This is a genomic window from Prosthecobacter sp. GW821-HT29F12 (genome assembly GCF_058803405.1).
In genome coordinates this window covers 6,840,964-6,862,167 of the sequence record NZ_CM179517.1, presented here as the reverse complement: position 1 = coordinate 6,862,167, position 21,204 = coordinate 6,840,964, and the positions used below count along the sequence as shown (strand labels likewise).

The 21,204-nt window shown below is 60.1% G+C and carries 17 protein-coding genes and 1 tRNA gene; 7 read left to right on the top strand and 11 right to left on the bottom strand.

Annotated features, from left to right (window positions below; translation table 11 throughout):
• The first annotated feature begins 16 nt into the window (after positions 1 to 16).
• On the top strand, positions 17 to 1,474 hold the full coding sequence (locus AC3RLQ_RS28390) for a sulfatase family protein (protein ID WP_493031988.1): 1,458 nt from the start codon (positions 17 to 19) through the stop codon (positions 1,472 to 1,474).
• A gap of 1 nt (position 1,475) precedes the next feature.
• On the opposite strand, the gene AC3RLQ_RS28385 is transcribed toward AC3RLQ_RS28390, so the two are convergent.
• On the bottom strand, positions 1,476 to 2,339 hold the full coding sequence (locus AC3RLQ_RS28385) for a M48 family metalloprotease (protein WP_493031987.1): 864 nt from the start codon (positions 2,337 to 2,339) through the stop codon (positions 1,476 to 1,478).
• 62 nt (positions 2,340 to 2,401) lie between these two features.
• On the opposite strand from AC3RLQ_RS28385, the gene AC3RLQ_RS28380 reads away from it, so the two are divergent.
• Both AC3RLQ_RS28380 and clpB read left to right on the top strand, forming a co-directional pair.
• The gene (locus tag AC3RLQ_RS28380; protein ID WP_461527245.1) at positions 2,402 to 3,592 is read left to right on the top strand and encodes an AI-2E family transporter; all 1,191 of its coding nucleotides are present in this window, start codon (positions 2,402 to 2,404) and stop codon (positions 3,590 to 3,592) included.
• A 189-nt stretch (positions 3,593 to 3,781) separates the two neighbouring features.
• The gene (gene clpB, locus AC3RLQ_RS28375) at positions 3,782 to 6,367 is read left to right on the top strand and encodes an ATP-dependent chaperone ClpB (protein ID WP_493031986.1); all 2,586 of its coding nucleotides are present in this window, start codon (positions 3,782 to 3,784) and stop codon (positions 6,365 to 6,367) included.
• Between the two features lie 165 nt (positions 6,368 to 6,532).
• Here the strand turns inward: clpB and AC3RLQ_RS28370 are convergent, their stop codons facing one another.
• From AC3RLQ_RS28370 to AC3RLQ_RS28355, 4 genes are all read right to left on the bottom strand, one after another.
• Positions 6,533 to 7,012, bottom strand: a complete 480-nt coding sequence (locus AC3RLQ_RS28370) for a hypothetical protein (RefSeq protein WP_493031985.1) — start codon at positions 7,010 to 7,012, stop codon at positions 6,533 to 6,535.
• A gap of 70 nt (positions 7,013 to 7,082) precedes the next feature.
• Positions 7,083 to 7,802 (bottom strand): ATPase, encoded by a 720-nt coding sequence (locus AC3RLQ_RS28365; RefSeq protein ID WP_493031984.1) that lies wholly within the window; start codon positions 7,800 to 7,802, stop codon positions 7,083 to 7,085.
• Positions 7,799 to 8,386, bottom strand: coding sequence for a flavodoxin family protein (locus AC3RLQ_RS28360; RefSeq protein ID WP_493031983.1), 588 nt, complete (start codon positions 8,384 to 8,386; stop codon positions 7,799 to 7,801). The genes AC3RLQ_RS28365 and AC3RLQ_RS28360 overlap by 4 nt, the downstream gene beginning before the upstream one ends.
• 12 nt (positions 8,387 to 8,398) lie before the next feature.
• Entirely contained in the window at positions 8,399 to 9,076 is a 678-nt protein-coding gene (locus tag AC3RLQ_RS28355) for an MBL fold metallo-hydrolase (protein ID WP_493031982.1), read from the bottom strand.
• Between the two features lie 70 nt (positions 9,077 to 9,146).
• On the opposite strand from AC3RLQ_RS28355, the gene AC3RLQ_RS28350 reads away from it, so the two are divergent.
• Positions 9,147 to 10,580, top strand: coding sequence for an arylsulfatase (locus tag AC3RLQ_RS28350; RefSeq protein WP_493031981.1), 1,434 nt, complete (start codon positions 9,147 to 9,149; stop codon positions 10,578 to 10,580).
• Between the two features lie 253 nt (positions 10,581 to 10,833).
• Here the strand turns inward: AC3RLQ_RS28350 and AC3RLQ_RS28345 are convergent, their stop codons facing one another.
• Entirely contained in the window at positions 10,834 to 11,283 is a 450-nt protein-coding gene (locus tag AC3RLQ_RS28345; RefSeq protein WP_493031980.1) for a DUF3592 domain-containing protein, read from the bottom strand.
• 127 nt (positions 11,284 to 11,410) lie between these two features.
• Between AC3RLQ_RS28345 and recJ the strand changes: the two genes are divergently transcribed.
• Entirely contained in the window at positions 11,411 to 13,141 is a 1,731-nt protein-coding gene (gene recJ / locus AC3RLQ_RS28340) for a single-stranded-DNA-specific exonuclease RecJ (RefSeq protein WP_493031979.1), read from the top strand.
• Here the strand turns inward: recJ and AC3RLQ_RS28335 are convergent.
• From AC3RLQ_RS28335 to AC3RLQ_RS28325, 3 genes are read right to left on the bottom strand one after another with little or no spacing between them, the layout of a single operon-like run.
• Entirely contained in the window at positions 13,129 to 13,722 is a 594-nt protein-coding gene (locus AC3RLQ_RS28335; protein WP_493031978.1) for a DUF1287 domain-containing protein, read from the bottom strand. The two genes, recJ and AC3RLQ_RS28335, sit on opposite strands and share 13 nt — an antisense overlap.
• Positions 13,715 to 14,923 carry an amidohydrolase family protein gene (locus tag AC3RLQ_RS28330; protein WP_493031977.1) on the bottom strand — a complete coding sequence of 403 codons (1,209 nt, stop codon included), beginning with the start codon at positions 14,921 to 14,923 and terminating at the stop codon, positions 13,715 to 13,717. The genes AC3RLQ_RS28335 and AC3RLQ_RS28330 overlap by 8 nt, the downstream gene beginning before the upstream one ends.
• Entirely contained in the window at positions 14,920 to 16,101 is a 1,182-nt protein-coding gene (locus AC3RLQ_RS28325; RefSeq protein WP_493031976.1) for a Gfo/Idh/MocA family protein, read from the bottom strand. The genes AC3RLQ_RS28330 and AC3RLQ_RS28325 overlap by 4 nt, the downstream gene beginning before the upstream one ends.
• Before the next feature lie 185 nt (positions 16,102 to 16,286).
• Between AC3RLQ_RS28325 and AC3RLQ_RS28320 the strand changes: the two genes are divergently transcribed.
• On the top strand, positions 16,287 to 18,365 hold the full coding sequence (locus tag AC3RLQ_RS28320; RefSeq protein ID WP_493031975.1) for a PAS domain-containing hybrid sensor histidine kinase/response regulator: 2,079 nt from the start codon (positions 16,287 to 16,289) through the stop codon (positions 18,363 to 18,365).
• A gap of 1 nt (position 18,366) precedes the next feature.
• Here the strand turns inward: AC3RLQ_RS28320 and AC3RLQ_RS28315 are convergent, their stop codons facing one another.
• Both AC3RLQ_RS28315 and AC3RLQ_RS28310 read right to left on the bottom strand, forming a co-directional pair.
• The gene (locus AC3RLQ_RS28315) at positions 18,367 to 19,701 is read right to left on the bottom strand and encodes a response regulator (protein ID WP_493031974.1); all 1,335 of its coding nucleotides are present in this window, start codon (positions 19,699 to 19,701) and stop codon (positions 18,367 to 18,369) included.
• A 36-nt stretch (positions 19,702 to 19,737) separates the two neighbouring features.
• Positions 19,738 to 19,814, bottom strand: a tRNA-Pro gene (locus AC3RLQ_RS28310).
• A 483-nt stretch (positions 19,815 to 20,297) separates the two neighbouring features.
• On the opposite strand from AC3RLQ_RS28310, the gene AC3RLQ_RS28305 reads away from it, so the two are divergent.
• Complete coding sequence (locus AC3RLQ_RS28305; protein WP_493031973.1) at positions 20,298 to 21,077, top strand: hypothetical protein; 780 nt, start codon at positions 20,298 to 20,300, stop codon at positions 21,075 to 21,077.
• Positions 21,078 to 21,204 lie beyond the last annotated feature (127 nt).

Sequence of the window (21,204 nt, the reverse complement as noted above, 5' to 3'; positions counted from 1 at the left end):
TTGCCACGATGCCCTCATGCGTCTGCTGCTTGCCCTTCTCCTCACCTCCCTCACTCTTTCCGCCGCCGATCAACGCCCACCGAATGTGGTGCTCATTCTGGTCGATGATCTGGGCTACGCCGATCTCGGCTGCTTTGGCGCGGAGAAGATCAAAACGCCGCACATGGACCGCATGGCATCGGAGGGGATGAAGTTCACCAGCTTCTACGTGGCTCAGGCCGTGTGCAGCGCCTCACGCGCGGCGCTCATGACCGGCTGCTACGCCAACCGCGTCGGCATGCAGGGTGCCTTGAATCACACGAGCAAGGAGGGCATCCACCCCGACGAATTCCTGCTGCCGGAGATGTGCAAAGCACGCGGCTACGCCACCGCCGCCTTCGGCAAATGGCACCTCGGCACCGACCTGCTGTTCAATCCGCTGCACAACGGCTTCGATGAATTCCTCGGCATTCCCTACTCCAACGACAACAGCAAGTATCACCCCTCCCTGGCGCAGGAAATGCCGCCCCTGCCCTTCTACGCCGGCTTGAAGGTCATCGAAACTGACCCCGATCAAAGCCAGTTCACCCGCCGCTTCACGGAAAGAGCGACGAGCTTCATCGAGCGTCACAAAGAACAGCCCTTCTTCCTCTACGTCCCCCATGTGATGCCACACGTCCCCATCTTTGCCTCCGCACCCTTTCGCGGTAAATCCAGCGCCGGACTCTACGGCGACGTGGTGCAGGAGATCGACGAGTCCGTGGGCCAGATCCTCGACACCCTCAAGCGCTGCGGCATCGATCAAAACACCCTGGTCCTCCTCTTCTCCGACAACGGCCCTTTCCTCAGCTACGGCAATCACGCCGGCAGCGCCAAACCCCTGCGCGAAGGCAAGCTCACCACCTTCGATGGCGGCGTGCGCAGCCCCTTCATCGCCCGCTGGCCCGGCCACATTCCCGCCGCTCAGGTCTGCGATGAGCCTGTGATGGAAATCGACCTGCTGCCCACCTTCGCCACCTTGATCGGCGGAAAACTCTCCGACCGCAAAATCGATGGCAAAGACATCCTCCCTCTGCTGGAAGGAAAACCAGGCGCCAAGTCCCCGCATGAAGCGCTGGTGTTTTACGGCGGCAATGAACTGCAGGCCATCCGCAGCGGCCCGTGGAAGCTGCATTTCCCCCACCCCTACATCACCGTGGATGGCGAGCCAGGCCGCGACGGCAAACCAGCACGCTTTGGCCAGATGAAACCCAAGGCGATCACCCAGAGCGGCATCGCCGGCATTGCCTCCCGCCACGGCTACCGCGTCGAAAACATCGGCCTGTCACTCTACAATCTTAACGACGATCCCGGTGAGACACACGATGTCTCAAAAGATCACCCTGAAATCGTGGCACGCCTGCAAAAGCTCGCCGAACCCACCCGCAAGGAACTGGGCGACACCCTCCTAAAAGTCAAAGGCACCGAAAACCGCCCTCTCGGCATCGCCCCATAGTTTAGCGTTTCGCCCTCTCCTTCGCGATAGCCTCCCGAATATGCTCCATCCGATTCTCAGGATTCGGATGCGAGCTCATAAAGTCTGATTTGTTCGCGCCACCGCTGACCTGGGCGAGAATTTCCATCACGCCAATGAGCGCTTCCGGATTGTAGCCCGCCTGCATCATAAACCGCACGCCGAGCGCGTCCGATTCCGACTCGTCATCCCGGCTGAACTTCATCACGCGCCATTGCGCCACCATGTTGGCAATCTGCGCCCCCGAGTTGTTGTGCCCGTCGGAAAGCAGCACGCCAAGTCCCTGCGCCAGACCGCTCCAGAGCTGGGAATTTGCCATCTGCTCATTCGAATGCCGTCCCACCACGTGTCCCATCTCGTGCCCCAGCACACCCGCAAGCTGGTCTTCCGATTTGAGACGGCGAAACAGCGCCTCGGTGATGAAAATCTGCCCGCCGGGCAGGGCGAATGCGTTCACCGTTTCGGTGTCGGCCAGCAGATGAAACTTAAACTGATACGACGTCTCCCTCGCCGCCGTGGAGGCGATCAAGCGCGCACCGACCCGGTCCACCAGCGCCCGCCCGTTGGCATCACGCGAGAGCCCGCCGCTTTCCCGGATCATCTGCGGCGCCGATTGCAGCCCCAGAGCGATCTCCTCCTGCGGCGTGGCCATCGCGAGTGCTTGCTTCCTACCGGTGAACTCATTTTGATAAGAGGTGGTGGCGATCCAGTGGTAAAGCAATGAACCAACGATGATCAGCAGCCCCAGGATGATGCGCGGGTTGATGCCCGGGCCGCTGCGCCTGCGGTCGTCCCCAAAGACGGAAATTCGCTTGAGAGATAAGAATCGGTGAAGCGTGGAGATCATGGATTGCCTTATACTTCATGGAAAAATCTTGAGCCAGCAGGTATTTTGCGGCATGGCAGGTCATGTCGTTGTTTCAAGAGCATGATCAGACTGTGGATTGGGGTCGCAAAGGCTCGCAGGCGGTTGTGACACTGGCGTGTCTCTTTGTCGTGCTGACCGGCCTGAAGGTCGCCGCCAATGTGCTGGTGCCCATTGTTTATGCCTTCTTCCTCGCGGTGCTCAGCTACCCGATGGTGCGCTGGCTCCGCCGGCACAAAGTTCCCGCAGGCCTCGCACTGGGCATCACCATGCTCATGAATCTGGGCGTCCTTGCGGGCATGGTCACGGTAGGTGTGCGCTTGCTCATCAGCTTCTGGAGAGATCTGCCGCATTACCTGCGCGGCCTGGAAAAGTATTCCAATGACCTCGGCGCCTGGCTCGAGCTCAAGGGCGTGGCTGACGCCAAGTCAATGCTGGGCGGCGTCTTCGACTGGAACACCCTCATCGGCTACGCCACCAAGCAGGATGTGATGGGAAGTCTCCCCGGACTGCTGGGCACCACCTTCGGCACCCTGGCCACCTTCCTCGCCAGCCTGATCATGATCATCATCGTCATGATGTTCATCCTCATGGAAGCCCGTGGCACCCAGAGCCGTCTGCAAGCCGTGCATCTCTCCGGCGGTCCGGATCTCACCGGCCTCATGCGCAGCGCGGACGACATCCAGAAGTACCTCGGCGTCAAAACACTCATCAGCGCGCTCACCGGCCTGCTCGCAGGCTTCTGGTGCTGGTTCTTCGACCTCCACTACCCGCTGCTCTGGGCGCTGGTGGCGTTCTTGTTTAATTACATCCCCGCCGTGGGCAGCACGGCAGCCTCCCTTCCCGCCATCGTCGAGGCGCTGGTGCAGCATGGCCCCGGCACGGCCATTTTCGTCGCCATCGGCTACGGCGGCATCAATTTCTTCCTCGATAACTTCGTGCAGCCCACCATGCTCGGCAATCGCTTCGGCATCTCGCCGCTCGTGGTCATTCTCTCCGTCATCTTCTGGGGCTGGCTCTGGGGCCCGCTGGGCATGTTTCTTGCCGTGCCTCTCACCATGGTTCTCAAGGTGCTGCTCGACAACAATGCCGAATTCCAGTGGATCTCCGTCGCCATGTCCAAAAAGAAAGTGCGCCATGGCGAAGTGGAAGTGGCAGGCTATGACCTGCAGATGAACGAGGACGAAACCATCGGCAGCGGCGCGAGCACAGAGATGCCAGGGCGGGACAAATAAGCAGCCAAACTGGGCTGCACATCTGTGCCACTTCGGCCTTTCAGTGTGCCAGTGTTGCACCGGTCAAACACCTAGGCAAACGACAAAAACAGGCCCTAACCTAGACAAATCAGGCGTAGCAGCCCATGCCAGGGCTGTGGCATGCTTCCAGCAAGAGAGTCAGAGAAACAACCCTTCTCCCAACCAACCATGTCACCCGAAAAATTCACCGTTAAGCTGCAGGAAGCCTTCAATGCCTCACAGTCCATCGCCACGCGTCATGGACATCAGGAGTTGAAGCCCTCCCACCTCATCCTCGCCCTGCTTGAGCAGGAGGGAGGCATCGCCACGCCCCTGTTTGAAAAGGCGGCGGTGAATCCGGCGGCGGCGCAAGGCCTGAAACCTGCGGTCGAAGCCCTGCTCGCTCGCCAGCCCAAAGTCAGTGGCGGCACCAGCGGCCTGCATCTCTCCAATGAGATGCGCGAGCTCATGACCAAGGCCGAGGACGAGCAGAAAAAGCTCAAGGACGAATACCTCAGCGTCGAGCACGTCATCCTCGCCCTCTTCAAAACCAAGACCGAACTGTCCGATCCCCTCAAGCAGGCTGGCCTCACCTACGACACCGTTTCCAAAGCCCTCACCGCCGTGCGCGGCAGCCAGCGCGTCGTGGATCAGGACCCCGAAGGCAAATATCAGACGCTCGAAAAATACGGCACCGATCTCACCGCCCGCGCCAAGCAGGGCAAGATCGATCCCGTCATCGGTCGCGATGAAGAAATCCGCCGCGTCATGCAGGTGCTCAGCCGCCGCACCAAGAACAACCCCGTGCTCATCGGCGAGCCCGGCGTGGGCAAGACCGCCATCGCCGAAGGCCTCGCACGCCGCATCGTCGCGGGTGACGTCCCCGATTCCCTCAAGGGCAAACGACTCATCAGCATGGACCTCGGTGGCATGATGGCCGGAGCCAAGTTCCGTGGCGAGTTCGAAGAGCGCCTCAAAGCCTTCCTCAAAGAAGTCACTTCCAGCGAAGGTGAAATCATTCTCTTCATCGACGAGCTTCACACCATCGTCGGCGCAGGCAAAGGCGAAGGTGCCATGGATGCGGGCAATCTGCTCAAGCCCCAGCTCGCCCGTGGTGAACTGCGCTGCATCGGCGCGACCACCCTCGACGAATACCGCAAGTACATCGAAAAAGACCCCGCACTGGAGCGCCGCTTCCAGCCCGTGAAAGTCGGCGAACCCAGTGTGGAAGACACCATCGCCATCCTGCGCGGTTTGAAGGAGCGCTATGAAGTCCATCACGGCGTGCGCATTCAAGACGGTGCCATCATCGCCGCCGCCACGCTGAGCAATCGCTACATCACTGATCGCTTCCTGCCGGACAAAGCCATCGACCTCGTGGACGAAGCCGCCAGCCGCATCAAGATCGAACTCGACTCCATGCCCACCGAGATCGACGTCATCGAACGTCAGGTCATGCAGGGAGAGATGGAGCGCCAGGCACTGAAAAAAGAAAAAGACGCCGCTTCCAAAGCCCGCCTCGAAAAACTCGACAAGGAGATCGCCGATCTCAAAGAAAGCTCATCCGCCCTCAAAGCCCAGTGGATGAAGGAGAAGGAATCCGTCGATGCCGGACGCAAGGTGAAGGAGGAGATCGACCGCCTGCGCACCGAGCTCGAACAAGCCCAGCGCCGTGGCGACTTCGGCCGTGCCGGTGAGATTCAGTACGGCCTCATCCCTGATCTCGAAAAGAAGCTCAGCGCCGCGCCCGTCGAAGCCTCCCAGCCGCGCGCCGCTCATTCCTTGCTGCGCGAAGAAGTCACGGAGGACGATATCGCCCGCGTCGTCGCCAACTGGACCGGCATCCCCGTCTCACGCCTGCAGGAAGGCGAGCGCTCCAAGCTCGTGAAAATGGAGGAGCGCCTCAGCCAGCGCGTCATCGGCCAGAAGGACGCCATCACCGCCGTCAGCAATGCCGTGCGCCGTGCGCGTGCCGGCATTCAGGATGAGAACCGCCCCATCGGCAGCTTCCTCTTCCTCGGCCCCACCGGCGTCGGCAAGACCGAGCTCTGCAAAGCCCTCGCCGAATTCCTCTTCGACGACGACACCGCCATGACCCGCATCGACATGAGCGAATACATGGAGAAGCACAGCGTCAGCCGCCTCATCGGCGCGCCTCCCGGCTACGTCGGTTACGAAGAAGGCGGCCAGCTCAGCGAAACCGTCCGCCGCCGCCCCTACAGCGTCGTGCTCTTCGATGAAGTCGAAAAAGCCCACCCCGATGTTTTCAACGTGCTGCTGCAGGTCCTCGACGACGGTCGCATCACCGACGGCCAGGGCCGCACGGTCGATTTCAAAAACACGGTCCTCATCATGACCAGCAACATCGGCAGCAGCGCCATCCAGGACGTCAGCAATCCTGAGCAGCGCGATGCCCTCGTGCGCGACAGCCTCAAGCAGTTCTTCCGCCCCGAGTTCCTCAACCGCATCGACGAGATCGTCATCTTCGACCGCCTCGACGCCGCCCAGCTCGATCAGATCGTCAAGATCCAGCTCCAGCGCGTCATCGATCGCCTCGCCAAGCAGAACATCCACCTCACCGTCACCGACGATACCACCCGCTACCTCGCCGACGCCGGCTTCGATCCCGTCTTCGGCGCGCGCCCCCTCAAACGCGCCATCCAAAAACACCTCCTCGATCCCCTCAGCCTCGCCGTCCTCGAAGGCGGCTTCAAAGACGGCGATCACATCACTGCCGAAATGAAGGGTGGGAAGCCGGTGTTTGAGAAGAAGTAAACGGGGCGCGGAATTTATTCCGCAGCACTCCGCCAACACCTCAAACAACGAAGATACCTCCCTGCCCGCCAGCATCCTGATATTGGCGGGCATTGTTTGGCAAGCACTCAGGCGCCCCAAACGACCGATGCGGACCAATGACCGCGATCCCGACGATACTCACTGTTACCACCCCCAATATCGGAACGAGGCATAAACTGTCTGTTTGGCATCGTCATAATAGAGAAGCAGGTTATCTTCGCCGACTTCGCGTCGCAGGCATTCGTCCATGGTCTCAAGCACCTTCGGCCAGCCTTCTGGCCGTGATTCCCGGCCGAAGAAGCTGATTCCACCAAGCAACTCCATGGAAAACTCCGGCTTGATGAGCTTATAAAAGTCCTTCGATGAAATGTGGAAAGTCAGAAGAAAACCGTCCATGCCGAGAGGCTTCAAGCTTTGAAGTTCCTTCGCATTTAGTCGCACTTCTTCACCAAAAAGTCGTTCGCATTCTACTTCCGCGTCTGGAGGCGTGCTCGCCAACACTAGCCATAGCAAGATGAGCAACGGACATGGCAGTGCAAGCATCGCAAGGCCCCGCTTCTTGGCGATCAACGCAATGATGAAGACAACAGTTCCGAGCAGGACGCCAAGCGCGATGAGAGCCATCAGAGGAGACATAACTGAACAAGGCGGCTATTCCTGAGTTTGTCGAAGTGGCGCTACGAAATAATGCCGCTTACTTCCTCCGCGCCCGCTTCGGCTTCTCCGGCACCAGCGTCATCTGCGGTGTCACTTTGATGCCCATGCGCTTGTAATAATCGAGCATCTTCTCCGTGGCCACGCGGCTGGCTTCGAGCACAATTTTCGACATCTCCGACATTTCGCGCGGAGGAGTCTCCTGAAGGCTGTTGGAGGCAAGCATGATTTGGAGTTCTTCGAGTGAATGAGTCGCGCTGTCGGCAATCTGCACGGCAGGCGGTGACTGATTGTCCCACAAACCCCACTCATCGGCAAGTGGCACGTAGTCCTCGATGAAATGCTTGCGACTCCTCTCAAAACGACGGCGAATGTCATCCTCCGGCACATCATGACCGCCAAGTTTCACGCGTAGGCCTACACGCCCGACAGCCTGATCCCCTGAACCAATGCGGATGTAATGCAGCAGAAAACGGTAACCCTGTGCCTTGGCCTCACGAATCATGGCCACATACGTTTTCCCGCTGAGCGTGGACTCAATGGCGAAGCTCGCCTTGGCCGCGATCAAGCCGCGCGCTTCTTCAATCAACAGCCGCCCTGCCTTAAATGCCGTGAGGCTCGGATCCAGCGGCGAAAGCCCCCGAGCGATCTCATCCGCATTGAGAAACCGCATCAGGCCAAGCCGCGGCAGAAGCTCCCGCGCCAGCGTTGTTTTACCTGCCCCATTGCAGCCACCAAGAATGCAGAGTGTCGGTGTCATGACGGTTGCGTCTTATCTTCCACAAAATCACTCGGACACAACCGCTTCACCGCCTTCGTCAGCGGATTCTGATCCTTGCGCCCATGCACATACAGCGCCGTCCATTCGGCCAGCCGACGCCCCAGAATGCGACAAGCCTCCTTCGTCTCCTCCTCACGCGGTGCCTTGGACGCCACCGCCCCATAATGCAGCGTCATCTTCTTGCCCGAGTAATCGGTGACGCCGAAGACCAGAAATCCAAAATTCATCAGCACCGTGAGAATGGACTGACACGCAAGCTCCATCCCGCCGCCCCAGCCACCCGCACTGCTGAAAGCACACGCGATCTTCCCATCCACCTCCAGCCATTTGTCCGCCATCGTCTCATCCCAGAAGCGCTTCATCTTCCACGACAGAATGCCCATGTTCGTAGGACTCCCCACGGCCAGCCCATCACACCACACCACATCTTCCGCCGTCGCCTCATCCACATGCCGCACCCGCACCTCAGTCTCCGGCACCTGCTGCACTCCTTCCGCCACCAGCGCAGCCATCTTGGCGACATTGCCGCTGCGGGAATCATAGAGGACAAGGATCTGGTTCATGGGTGGCACGATTCAACATCCCTGCGCCAGCTTCCGCAAGTATTCCAACTGCCTCTCCGGCGGTGCCCCATCGGCATGACACGGAAGGACACCATCAAGCGGCAGCTCCAACGCACGATGAATGCTGCGACGTGCCTCCACATTGTCTTGATTGAGATAAACGGGAGCGATCTGCGGTCCGAAACCAAAGGTGGCAAACAAATCCCCGCTGAAAAGCAGCCTGTGCTTGGCGGAGTAGTAGCCGCAGTGTCCATGCGTATGCCCGGGCAGCGCCACCACACGAAGACCGCCCCAGATTGAAAGTTCATCACCATCCTTGAGCAAACGATCCGGTTTAAACGAAGGCTGAAGCAGCAGCCGACGCCCCGCCCATTCAGCCACACCAGCGGCACGCCCGAGCCCGGTGTAGCGCGCACGCCCCTCATAATGTTCCAGATCGCGCTCAGGTCCCGCAATCCACGCAGCATGCTGTGCAGCCAGAGCAGGAGCATTCCTCACATGATCCAGATGCCCATGAGTGAGCAGGATGCCACGAATCGGCAGCGTCTCCCAACCACGCGCCACCAAGGCCGCATGCAATGCCTGCCGCCCACCGATAAAGCCAGTGTCGATGAGATAAAGTCCCTCCCCATCCCGCAGGACGAAAAACTGCACGATGAACGTGCGGACAATGAGCAGATCAGGCGGCATGCAGATTCATCCACGCTAGAGAGCCTCTTTTCCTGAAGCAACCCGCGAGTTCCTGCGTTTGATGGGACTCATGAAGTCGCTTTTCATCCTCACCTTGCTTCTCCTCGGCACCTTCGCACGCGCGGCGGACAAGCCGAACATCATCTTCATCCTGGCCGATGACATGGGCTACGGCGACGCCGGCTGCTTCGGTCAAAAAACCCTCACCACGCCGCACCTCGACAAAATGGCCTCCGAGGGCATGAAGTTCACCCGCATGTACGCGGGCTGCACCGTCTGCGCGCCATCCCGCTGCGTGCTGATGACCGGCCTTCACACCGGCCACTGCCGCGTGCGCGGCAATGGCGAAGGTCACATCCCAGACGAAGACCTCACCCTGCCCAAGGTGCTGAAGTCCGCCGGCTATCACACCGCCTGCATCGGCAAATACGGCCTCGGCAAGCCGCTCCCGCTGGACGATCCCCAGCGAAAAGGTTTCGATGAATCCTTCGGCTACGTCGGCACCAGCCACGCGCACAACTTCTACACCAAGGCCCTCGTTCGAAACGGCAAGATCGTGGACCTCCCGAACACCGTCATCCCCGGCTCATTCAAGGATGCGCATGATTATTCCGACAGCGATCTCGTCGGCACCGGTGTGGCCCCGCTGGACGGCCGCAAGTCTTGGGTCCCACAGCTCCTCGCCGACGACGTCCAGCGCTACCTCGGCGAGCGCGCCAAGGCCAAGGAACCCTTCTTCCTCTACTACGCCTTCAACATCCCCCACGCCAACAACGAAGCTGGCAAGAACTCGCCCTTGGGTCATGGCATGGAATCCCCCGACTACGGCGAATTCAAAGACAAAGACTGGCCCGATGCCGAGAAAGGCTTCGCCCAGTTCATCCGCTTCCTCGACAACGAGGTCGGCAAAGTGTTATCACGGCTCAAAGAACTCGGCCTCGCAGAGAACACCCTCGTCATGTTCTCCAGCGACAACGGCCCCCATCAGGAAGGCGGCCATCAAAGCGACTTCTTCAACAGCAACGGCGACTTCAAAGGCATCAAACGCGACATGACCGACGGCGGCATCCGCGAGCCCTTCATCGCCTGGTGGCCCGGCAAGGTCAAAGCAGGCGCAGTGAGCGAGCATGTCAGCGGCTTCCAGGATCTCCTGCCCACCGTGGCAGAACTCAGCGGTGCGAAAGTCACCGCCGAAACCGACGGCATTTCCTTCGCGCCCACCCTCCTCGGCAAACCAGGCCAGCAGCAGCACTCGCACCTCTACTGGGCTTTCGATGAACAGGGCGGCAAACTCGCCGTGCTGAAGTGGCCCTGGAAACTGATCTACCTCAACACTGGCGCTGCACCCAAAAACGCCAAAGCCAAGGCCAAATCCAAACCCCTCGAAAAACTCCTCTACAATCTTGAAACAGACATCGGCGAAGAAAAGAATCTCGCTGCGGAGAAGCCCGAGATCGTCGCTGAACTGGAAAAGCTCATGCAGGCCTCATACCGTGCGCCGTAAAGCTCTGTGACATTGTTGAGACGTTCGCAATAGACTGACCACCTCGTCTTGAAGGCCAACGGCCTTCCGTATCATAGCGAAGGGTTGCCGAGCATCAGCGAGGCTACCCTGGTACAGCCGCATCCTTCCGGGAAGCCAACCCAGCGCCTTCTTCACACGCCGTCTTCTCCAGCAGCGTCCGTCCGCCACTCCGCTGCAGGAGACTGTGTCCGCGCACGCCCAAGGCCTTCACACAAGCTCCCTTCATGTCCCTCTACTGCCCGGCCCTCTTCAGTGCCCCCCGCAGCATGCCACAGCCCCCCAGCACAAACAGCAGCGGAAACCAGATGGAATAGAGCGCTGCACGCGAGCCATGCTGCAGCACGGCCTCATCCGGAGCCGCCGGATTCACAAAGCATGTCTGACTCGATCCCGTCGGGTACTGCTGCTGCTTCTGCACCGCATCATCGAAATGCAGCGTCGGCGCGGCCTCCACCTGACGAATGCGCATGCTGCTGTGTTTCACACCCTTCACCTCATATTCGTAGCGCACCTCCACCCGGTGCGCGGGATCTGAGTGCGGCGTCGGCCTCTCGCTCACGATGCGGGAGGAGAGGATACGGCATGGAACCTGCGACCACTGCCGCGTGATCTGCGCCTTCTCATATGACAACCACATCCGCCACGCAAAGAACGATCCTGCCACGATGAGGAACAAACCCATCGTGCAAAGCCACAAGCGGCCTGATTGAGATGCAAATTGATTCTGCGACATGCGTTAGGGAAGCAGGCTTTGACTACGCTTCACGCGTGTTCCATACAGAGATGTATTCATCTCGCAAATATTCCACATGTCTGAACCTGCTCCCATTTCGATACGTCCGCCACGCTGGCTGCTGAAGCCCGCCGTGGAGGGCGCTGCCGAGCTGGCGGCAGACATGGGGCTGTCTCCGCTCATGGCGCAGCTTCTCGTGCAGCGCGGCCTCACCTCCGTGGAACTCGCGCGCGACTTCCTCGTGCCAAAGCTCGCCACCCTCGGCGATCCCACCGTTCTGCCTGAAATGATTCCCGCCGTCGCTCGCATTCTGCGCGCGGTCGATGAAAAACAAAGCGTCGTGCTTTATGGTGACTACGATGTGGATGGCGTCACGTCGATGGCACTGATGCATCTCATCTTGAAGGCCTATGGCCTCGAAACGCATCTCTTCCTCCCCACGCGCATGGAGGAAGGCTACGGTCTGAGTCTCGATGGCATCGCCAAATGCTACGAACAGTTTGGCAAACCGGACCTGTTCATCGCGCTCGATTGCGGCACCACCTCCTTGAAAGAAGTCGCCAAACTGCGCGCAGACGGCGTGGACTGCGTCATCATCGACCACCACGAACTCTCCCCGCAGGGTCGCCCAGACTGCCTCGCGCTGGTGAATCCAAAGCTCGGCAAAGACTACCACTACTTCTGCACCGCCGGTCTTGTGTTCAAAGTCTCGCACGCCCTGCTGAAGACGCGCATGATCGCAAGCTACGATCTGAAGGAAACGCTCGATCTCGTGGCACTCGGCACCGTGGCAGATCTCGTCCCGCTCATTGATGAAAACCGCCTGCTGGTGCGGCGCGGTCTCGAAGCACTGGCACAGACGACCCGCCATGGCCTGAAAGCCTTGAAGCAGATCGCCGGTGTGGAAGGCCTCGTGCAGACCCATCACGTCGGCTTCCGCCTCGGCCCCCGCTTGAATGCAGCGGGCCGGCTCGACACCGCCGCCACCGCCCTGCAGTTGCTCCTCGCGACAGACGCCACCAAAGGCGCCGCACTGGCTGAACTGCTCGAAGCCCACAACAAGGACCGTCAAAACGTGGAGCAGCAGGTGCACCTCGAAGCCGAGGCCATGCTCGCCAACATCGGCGAAATCGACAAGGTTTCCGCCATCGTGCTGGCCTCCCGCAAATGGCATCCGGGAGTGATCGGCATTGTGGCCTCGCGCATCTCGCGGCTGTGCCACCGCCCCACGATCCTCGTGTCCATCAACGAAGATGGCATCGGCAAAGGCAGCGGACGCAGCATACCGGGCTTTTCGCTCGTCGAAGCCATCGACATCTGCCGCGACCACCTGCTTGGTGGTGGTGGCCACGCGATGGCTGCCGGCATTTCCGTCCACGAAGACAAGATCGACTCCTTCCGTGCGGCGTTTCAGGTGGCCGCACGCGACGCCCTGAGCAAGGAAGCCATGACCGCCCTGCTGGAACTCGACGCCGAGGTCAAGCTGCGCGACCTCTCGCTGAGCTTCTTCGAAAGCTACAAGCTCCTCGAGCCCTTCGGCCAAAAAAACCCCGAGCCGTTGTTTCTCTGCCGCAATGTGAAACCCAAGCTTCCAGGTCGCACGATGAAGGAAAAGCACCTGCGCATCATCCTCACCCAGGAAGGTGCCTCCATGGAGGCACGCTGGTTCAATGCACCCATCGGCAATCTCCCTCCCGCCCCGTGGGATGTCGCCATGCGTATCCAGCGCGGCTGGTTTCGTGGCACGGAGCAGTGGCAGCTCACGCTTGAGGCGGTGCGCACTGCTGAATCCGTTCAGCGTGGGTGAAACCGGTAGTGCCCGGTGATCGGAAACTCAAACAGCCGGCTCTCATGCTTGGGTCCCTGTCCGATGTTGTGCACGATCCAGGGCGTCGCACTCCCATCCGCCGCTGGCACCACAATCGCAATGTGCGGCAGCCTGCCCGCAACCGTGCAGGTGATCAGATCCCCCGGCAGATAATCATCCGCCTTCTGCGTCACCGGCAGGGCCGCCCCACGCCTCTTGAAGAAGGTCTGCAAGTTCGGCACACGGCGGTGATCAATGTTTTTGTCCGTTGAGCTCAGCCCCCAAGTCTTCGGATACGCACCAAACGCGCGCTTCATGTCCTCATGCACCAGCTTTTGCAGATCGATCCCCAGCACCCGGTAGCTGCGGATGACTTCATCCGTGCACACACCCGTGTCGGCAGGCACATCGCCATTCGGATAGTCCAGCACCACATAGGCAGGCTCATAGCGCACCGTGTGCTGCACGCGCTCCAGAGCCGCCTTCACCAGCCGCTCAGCAAAGTTCGGCGCAACAGTTTGCGCCCTGCATGCCAGGACACAGGCCAAAAAAAGGATGCCGCGGCGAAAGAGGTTATTCATGCCCCACTTCGACACCGCCAATGAACGTCCGTTGAACTTCCAGCCTCCGGTTGAGCACCAGCACATCCGCCAGCTTCCCCTTCTCCAGACTTCCACACGTTTTACCCATCCCGGTCCGCTCCGCCGGCGTCAGGCTCGCCATGCGCACCGCATCCGGCAGCGAGGCCGAGGTGCTCTTCTTCATATGCCTCACCATATGGTCCAGCCCCATCACGGAACTCGCCAGCCCCTCTCCCGGCACGAATCCCACCCGGCCATCGCTCTCAAAAAACGAGCCGTCATCCTCCGATCCAAACCGGTAGCGCCCCGGCGGCATGTCCATGGCACGGTTGCAGTCAGTCACCAGGCACAGCCGCTGCGCGCCTTTCATGCGGAAGGCGAAATCCAGCAGCTCCGGCGCCAGGTGCATGCCGTCAGCAATGACCTCCGTGCTCATTTCCGCCGTGGCGAGGACGAACTGCTCCATGCTCGCCTGCATCGGCGTGCCAAATCGGGTGCGCAGGGAGGCCACCGAGCTCATCGCACACCAAAAATGATCCACATGCCGCATCCCCGCCTTGAAGGCCTTCGCCATCTCCGCCCAGTTGGCATTCGAATGCCCGCAGGTGATCAGGCAGCGCTTCTTGCGCGCCATCTGGTAAAACGCCTCCGCACCCGGAAGCTCCGCCGCACACGTGGCGATCCGCACCAGATCATCCCGAAACCACCGCGCATACTCCTCCGCATCCGGCGCACGCCGCCCTTCACGTGAGTGGCACCCCACCTTGTCCGGCGCAAAATATGGACCATACAAATGCACCCCGGCAATGCGTGATCCATGCCCCGGCTCCCAGCTTCGCTGCGCCTCTCGGCACGCTCCCAGCATGGCCATGATCTGCACCGGCGCCCCCGTCGTGGTCGTGGGAAAGATCGACGTGGTGCCATGCCGCGCATGCACCTTCAGGGCCGTGCGCACTGCAGGAACGGTGCCGTCCATGAAATCAGCCCCTGCACCGCCATGCACATGAATGTCGATGAACCCCGGGCTGATGTAGCCACGATTGGCATCCATCACGACCGCGTTCTTAGGCGCAGCGATGCCCTTGCCCACGGCCTTGATCCTGCCGCGTTCACACAGCACGGCTCCATCCTCGATCAACCTGTCCGGCAGGATGAGCGTGCCGTTTTGAATGAGCAACGCTGGTGCAGGCGGCGTTTTCATAGCAGCGTGAGCGGATTGACGCGAGTCTTCAGCGGAAACGTCACCCGCTGACCATTCAGCCGCTGCGATTCAAAGATGGCGCTCACCATCTCAATCGTCTCACGTCCCTGCTTCGCATCGATCAGCGGTGCACGATTGTCTCGGATCGCGGCGATCAGATCCAGCCCCGCGGTTTCATGGCTGGCCACCTGAGCCCCAAGATTGGCGATAGGTTCGGGCTTGTTAACCCCACCCGTGGTGATGGGCTGCCACTGGCGCGGCTCTTTGACGGCGGGATTGAACGGACTGCCGAGGCAGATGTGGGCCACCGGCTCCTTGTCGATGCGGAAATCGATGATGCCCTTCGTCCCGATGATCTGCAGGCCAAAGCCCGCCTCTTTCGTGCCGGCACTTTGCACCGAGTCAAAGAACATGGGAATGCCATTCGCCAGCTCAAACCTCGCATGCACCTCGTTGCCCGCGAGCGCACCGATGCCTTCATCCCCCTCCTTCACATCCGCCTTCGTGATCGGCTTGCCATCCTTCAGCACGGTGGCGCTGCATGCCTGCGGGGCTCCGCCGAAGTAGGTGCCAAGGTTGAAAAGATGCGTGCCCAGCACCCAGAGATCCAGCGAGCCACCACGCGTATCCTCCTTGCCCCGCCCCCGCATTTCCAGCACCCGGCCGATCACACCCTCCTGGATCAGTTTCGCAATCACCGGCAGCACCGGATGGTACCGGTTGCGATGCGCGATGGCGATCTTCGTCCCCGCCTTCTCCGCAGCGGCGATGATTTCGTCCGCTTCCGCCAGACTGCGGCAAAAGGGTTTTTCAATGTAGATGCCACGCGCCCCCGCCTGGATCGCCGCCAGCAGCATGTCCCGATGCTGGTCAATGTGGCGCGGACCGATGGCGACGATATCCGGCTTCACCTCGCTGAGCATGGCGCGGTAGTCGGCAAAGCCCTTGCTCACAGCCAGCTTCTTCAGCTCACCCTTGAGCCCCTTGTCGTCCGCATCCGCCACAGCCACGATCTCGACGGCGGGAATTTTGAGCCACATCGTATCGAGTCCGTGGCCATAGTTACCACGCCCCGTATGACCAATGACGGCAACGCGAAGTTTGGAATCAGCCGCAGCAGCAAAGCTGGAAGCAGCGAAAACAGCAGGCAGGGAGACGAGAAGATGGCGGCGGTTCATGCGGATTCATGAACGTCACCAGCATGTCCAAACACGCAATCAGATGCATTTGGAACTATTTCGCAGCCCCGGCGGGTCATACTTTGCGATTCTGAAGCCACCTTTTGAGTTTGTTTGTGGCAAATTGTGTCTATTCATCCCACCGCGTCCGCTCCCCAACCGCGCAGAGGACATTTCCACCCCCCATGTCAGAGACCCAAGTGCATGCCGCTGGCGACTCCGTGCCGGAGTTGAAGCAGCGTATTCGCGAACTGGCAGGCATGCTGCATGCCTGCCGCCTGCGCCTGCCCGATGCCCCCGCAGAGGCGGTGCGCGAAATGGCGGAAAGCGAAGAGCGCTTTGCTCTGGCCGTGCGTGGCACCAATGACGGCATCTGGGACTGGGACATCCGCACCGGCAAAGTGTTTTTCTCCCCGCCGTGGAAAAGCATGATCGGCTATGAAGACGATGAGCTCGCAAACGTCTTCGCCACCTTCGAATCTCATCTGCATCCCGAAGATCACGACCGCGTGATGGCCACCCTGAATGATTACCTGGCAGGCCGCATTCCGCGTTACTCCGTGGAGTTCCGCTTCCGCCACAAGGACGGCAGCTGGCGCTGGATCCTCGCCCGCGGCCGCGCCTTGCGTGATGAAAATGGCACGCCCTACCGCATGGCCGGATCACACACGGATGTGACCGAGCGCAAGCATGACGAGGAAGAGCTGCGTCAGGCCCGCCGGGCCGCCGAGTCCGCCAACAGCGCCAAAAGCGCCTTCCTGGCGAACATGAGCCATGAAATCCGCACCCCGATGAATGGCGTCATCGGCATGAGCGAACTGCTGCTCGGCACGGACCTCAACGAAACCCAGCGCGAATACCTGGAAATGCTCAAGCTTTCCGCAGACTCCCTGCTGGAGCTTCTCAACGACATCCTCGACTTCTCCAAAATCGAGGCCGGCCGCATGGAGCTGGACGCGCACGAGTTTGATCTGAACGAAGTCGTCACCGAGATCTCGCAGGCCATGGGCATCCGCGCGTTTCAAAAGCGGCTGGTGTTCCTCCATCACATCAGCCCGGATGTCCCCCTGCGTCTGATTGGCGATGACGGCCGCCTCCGGCAGATCCTGGTCAATCTTATCGGCAATGCCATCAAGTTCACCCACAAGGGCGGCGTCACCATCGAGGTCAGCTTGGAATCTCAGACTGCCGACATGGTCACTCTGCATTTCAAGATCAATGACACCGGCATCGGCATCGCCGCAGACATGCGGGAAAGCATCTTTGAGGCCTTCACCCAGGCGGAGCAGTCCACCTCCCGGCGCTACGGCGGCACCGGCCTCGGCCTCGCCATCTGCCATGATCTCGTTGCACTCATGCACGGCCGCATCTGGGTGGAGAGCCAGCCCGGCACCGGCAGCACCTTCCACTTCACCGCTTCCTTTGGCCGCACCAGCGGCATTTCGATCAAGCCCAAGTCCCCACGCTTCAAACCTGTGGTCACCGCTCATGCTTCCATGAAGGTGCTCATCGCCGAGGACGGCCACGTCAGCCAGCTCGTCGGGGCACGCATGCTGGAGAAACGCGGCCACGTCGTCACCCTCGCTTCCAACGGCAGGGAGGCCATTGACCGCTGTGAAAAGGAGGCCTTCGACGCCATCTTGATGGATGTTCACATGCCCGGCATCAATGGCTACGAAGCCACCGCCAAAATTCGTCAGGCCGAAAAGGCCACCGGCAGGCATGTCCCCATCATCGCCATGACGGCCAATGCCATGAAAGGCGACCGCGAGCGCTGCCTCGCGGCAGGCATGGATGATTACATCGCCAAACCCCTGCGCTCAGCTGAGTTGTTCCAGATCGTGGAGCAGTTCGCTCCACGGTCGGCCACACCCCAGCCAGCCCCGGCATCTCCTGCACCCGCACCCCGCCCGCAGATCGAGACACCTCCCTTCGACCTTGCCGAGTTTCGTGAATCCACCGGCGATGAAAAACTCATGCGCAAGCTCGTGTCCATCTTCTCTGAAGATGCGCAAAAATACCTGCGCAAAGCTGAGAAAGCGCTCGCAGCAGGCAAAGCCACTCAAGCCTATGAGGCCGCACACTCGCTCAAGGGCATGCTTGGCGTTTATTCCGCCAAAAAGGCGCTCACAATCTCCTCCGAACTCTGCGAATACGCCCACGCCGGAGATTTGAAGGGCGCTCAGCTCATGCTTGATCAGTTGAAAAAGGAATGCGCCCTGCTCGGCGAGGCCCTGCTCGCTGCTTTCGAGCCCGGTATTTGAATCAGCGGTACTCCGCCATGCCATCGTAGCCGTGCACCAGATGGATCGGATGCCCGACTTCCTTCAAAATCTGGCGCGTCAAATTAAGCTTGGCCTGCAGCGCAGCATCATCGTGGTCCGGGTCGTGATGCACCACGATCCACTTTTTAGCACCCACCAGCTTGGTCAGCGCACAGGCCGTGGCCAGATTGGAATGCCCCCATCCGATCCGTTTCGGGTAGTCCGTAGGCAAATACTGCGCCTCATGCACCAGCAAATCCACTCCGTCGAGGAAGGCCAGCATCGGCTCATAGGGCACCACGAGGTTTGAATCGCGCGTCAGCAGGACGGGGGAACCCGTGTAGCCCTGAAGAAATTCATTGTCGGGCACAAACGCCACGCTCCAGCCGTCATGCGTCACTTTGAATCCCACCGTCGCCCCGGGATGCTGCGTGAATTCACGCGTCACTGTCACGTCGCCGATTTTCACCGGTGCATCGTCGAGAAACACGAAGTTGATTTTAGCCCGCAGATCTTCCCGCTGAATCGGGAAATAATCACGGTCCATCTGGCCGCAGAGGAGTGACTCGATGTTTTTGCCAAAACCGCGCTCGCCGTAAACCGTGATTTCAAAGCCCGGCACGTAGATCGGCGTGAAAAAGGGGAAACCTTGGATGTGATCCCAGTGCGTGTGCGTGATGAACAGGTGGATGTGACACGGCCCGCCAGCCAGGAACGACTGCCCTGCATCCCGCAGTCCGGAGCCCGCATCAAACAGGATGCGCTCCTTCCCGGTGTTGTATTCAAAGCACGTGGTGTTGCCCCCATGCTGCGCATAGCGCGCTCCGCACACAGGGATCGAACCCCGCGTGCCCCAGAGCTTCACATGCGGACGCTTGGTGTCCAGCACCGGCGCATACTGCTCCGCAGACACAGGCAGGTGATCACGGTGCGTGATCCCCTTCGTCGTCGCGGCTTCATGAAAATACTGCCTCAGTTTCTCCAGCAGCAGCTCGGGGTCGAACGGCTTGATGAGCACATCCACCGGCCCGGTCTGCTGGATGTGTTTAAGTTCGGTCGAGTAATCCTTCGCCGTGCAGACAATCACCGGCATGTGCTGCGTGGACTGCTGCGCCCGCAGGTGCCGCAGCACCTCCAGCCCGTTCATTTTCGGCATGATCAGGTCCAGCACCAGCAGGTCGGGCTTGAATACCTCCATCTGTTCCAGGCACTCCTCCCCGTCTTCCGCCACGCACACCTCATAGCCATGCGTTTCAAGTGCATGCGACAGCCGCATGGAAAGCGCACGCACATCTTCTGCGAGCAGAATTTTTTTGGGTGGGGTTGGGATCGCCATATCTTGCCTCTATCTCTCAAATACGCGCAGGAGCATTGGTCGGGCTGGCGGGATTCGAACCCACGACCTCTTCGTCCCGAACGAAGCGCTCTACCAGGCTGAGCCACAGCCCGCCTTTGTCATTTCTGACTCTTGCGGCTCCACCTTGGGCATTGCTGCCATCCAGTGGGCGGGAAAGGATTTGTAGCCTCACAAGGGGTGCGCGCAAGCTGGAAAATGGCCCGCCTTCCGGGCACAGAAGGATCGCACCAGGATGAATAACGAAACTCCAAGTCAATCCCCCCGGCCGAGACTTGATAGGCAATGCACTCAAGGAATGCTTAGTTCAAGATCATGCGAAAAGGCTTTGCAGCGGCCATAGACGCGCTATCTTAAATGCTGAACGGCTCACGTACTTTGCACCGAAACACATGTTTTGGTACAATCCATGCGAGTGTCCGACCTCAACCCAACCAACCTAATACCAACCTGATCAGACTATGAAATTGAACGCATTGCTGAAAACGCTGGGGTTCTTGGCACTGGCCGCCACTCCCGTTGTGGCCGGAACATCCGCCCCTGCTAAGAATCCAAAAAACCCATACATCGCTCCTCCCGTGAACGATGACCTGGGCATCACCGCCTCCCTCGGCTACGACACCAACTACGTGTGGCGCGGTCTGAACTTCGGACAGCATTGGGTCCGTGCCGGCCTCAATGGCTCCATCCTCCTCGTCGGCGGTGCAGCTGAAGACGGCGCTGGCAGCACCTCCCTCCTCTGGGATGCGCAGTACGGCAGCTTTGCAGGCGACCAGGATCATTTCATGCCTGGCGGTGCCGGCAATGCCTCCTATCAGCGCCTTCAGCTTGGCACTGCTGTCTCCCATGACTTTGGTCCGGCCTCTCTGAGCCTCGGCTATCGCTACTACCGCAACATGGGCGTGTTGGGCACTCTCGGTGGAATGAATGACGGTCAGGAAGTCAGCCTTGGTGCATCCACGGCTCTCGGCCCGATCAATCTCTCCTCCAGCGCGAACTATGACTTCGTGAACGACTACTGGTATGTTGATCTCAGCGCGAGCTCAACCATCACGCTCACGGACGCCATCAGCGTTGTCCCTTACGCCACCATCGGCTATGGTCACAACATGAACTGGCAGTTCGCTCGCAACACGGGCGTGACCAGCACATGGGGCCGTAACAACACCTCCAACTTCACGGCGGTCACCACCGGCATCCAGGTTCCGATCAAGCTTAACAGCCGCGCAACCCTGACCCCCTACATCGCAGTGAACATCCCTATGAGCGGCATCCAGAACCTGCCACTCAACGGTTCTCCTGACAATGCTTGCAGCACCGTGCTTTACGGCGGCGTGACCCTCAGCGTCCGCTTCTAATACCTGTCGTTCTCTGAACGACTCAACCCTTCAAGGTTAACCTCCCGGCGCAAGCCGGGAGGTTTTTTTATGTCTGTTGCTCGGGCATGTGGATGGGATCAGGCGCGCCCCTGAGCATCCTATCAGG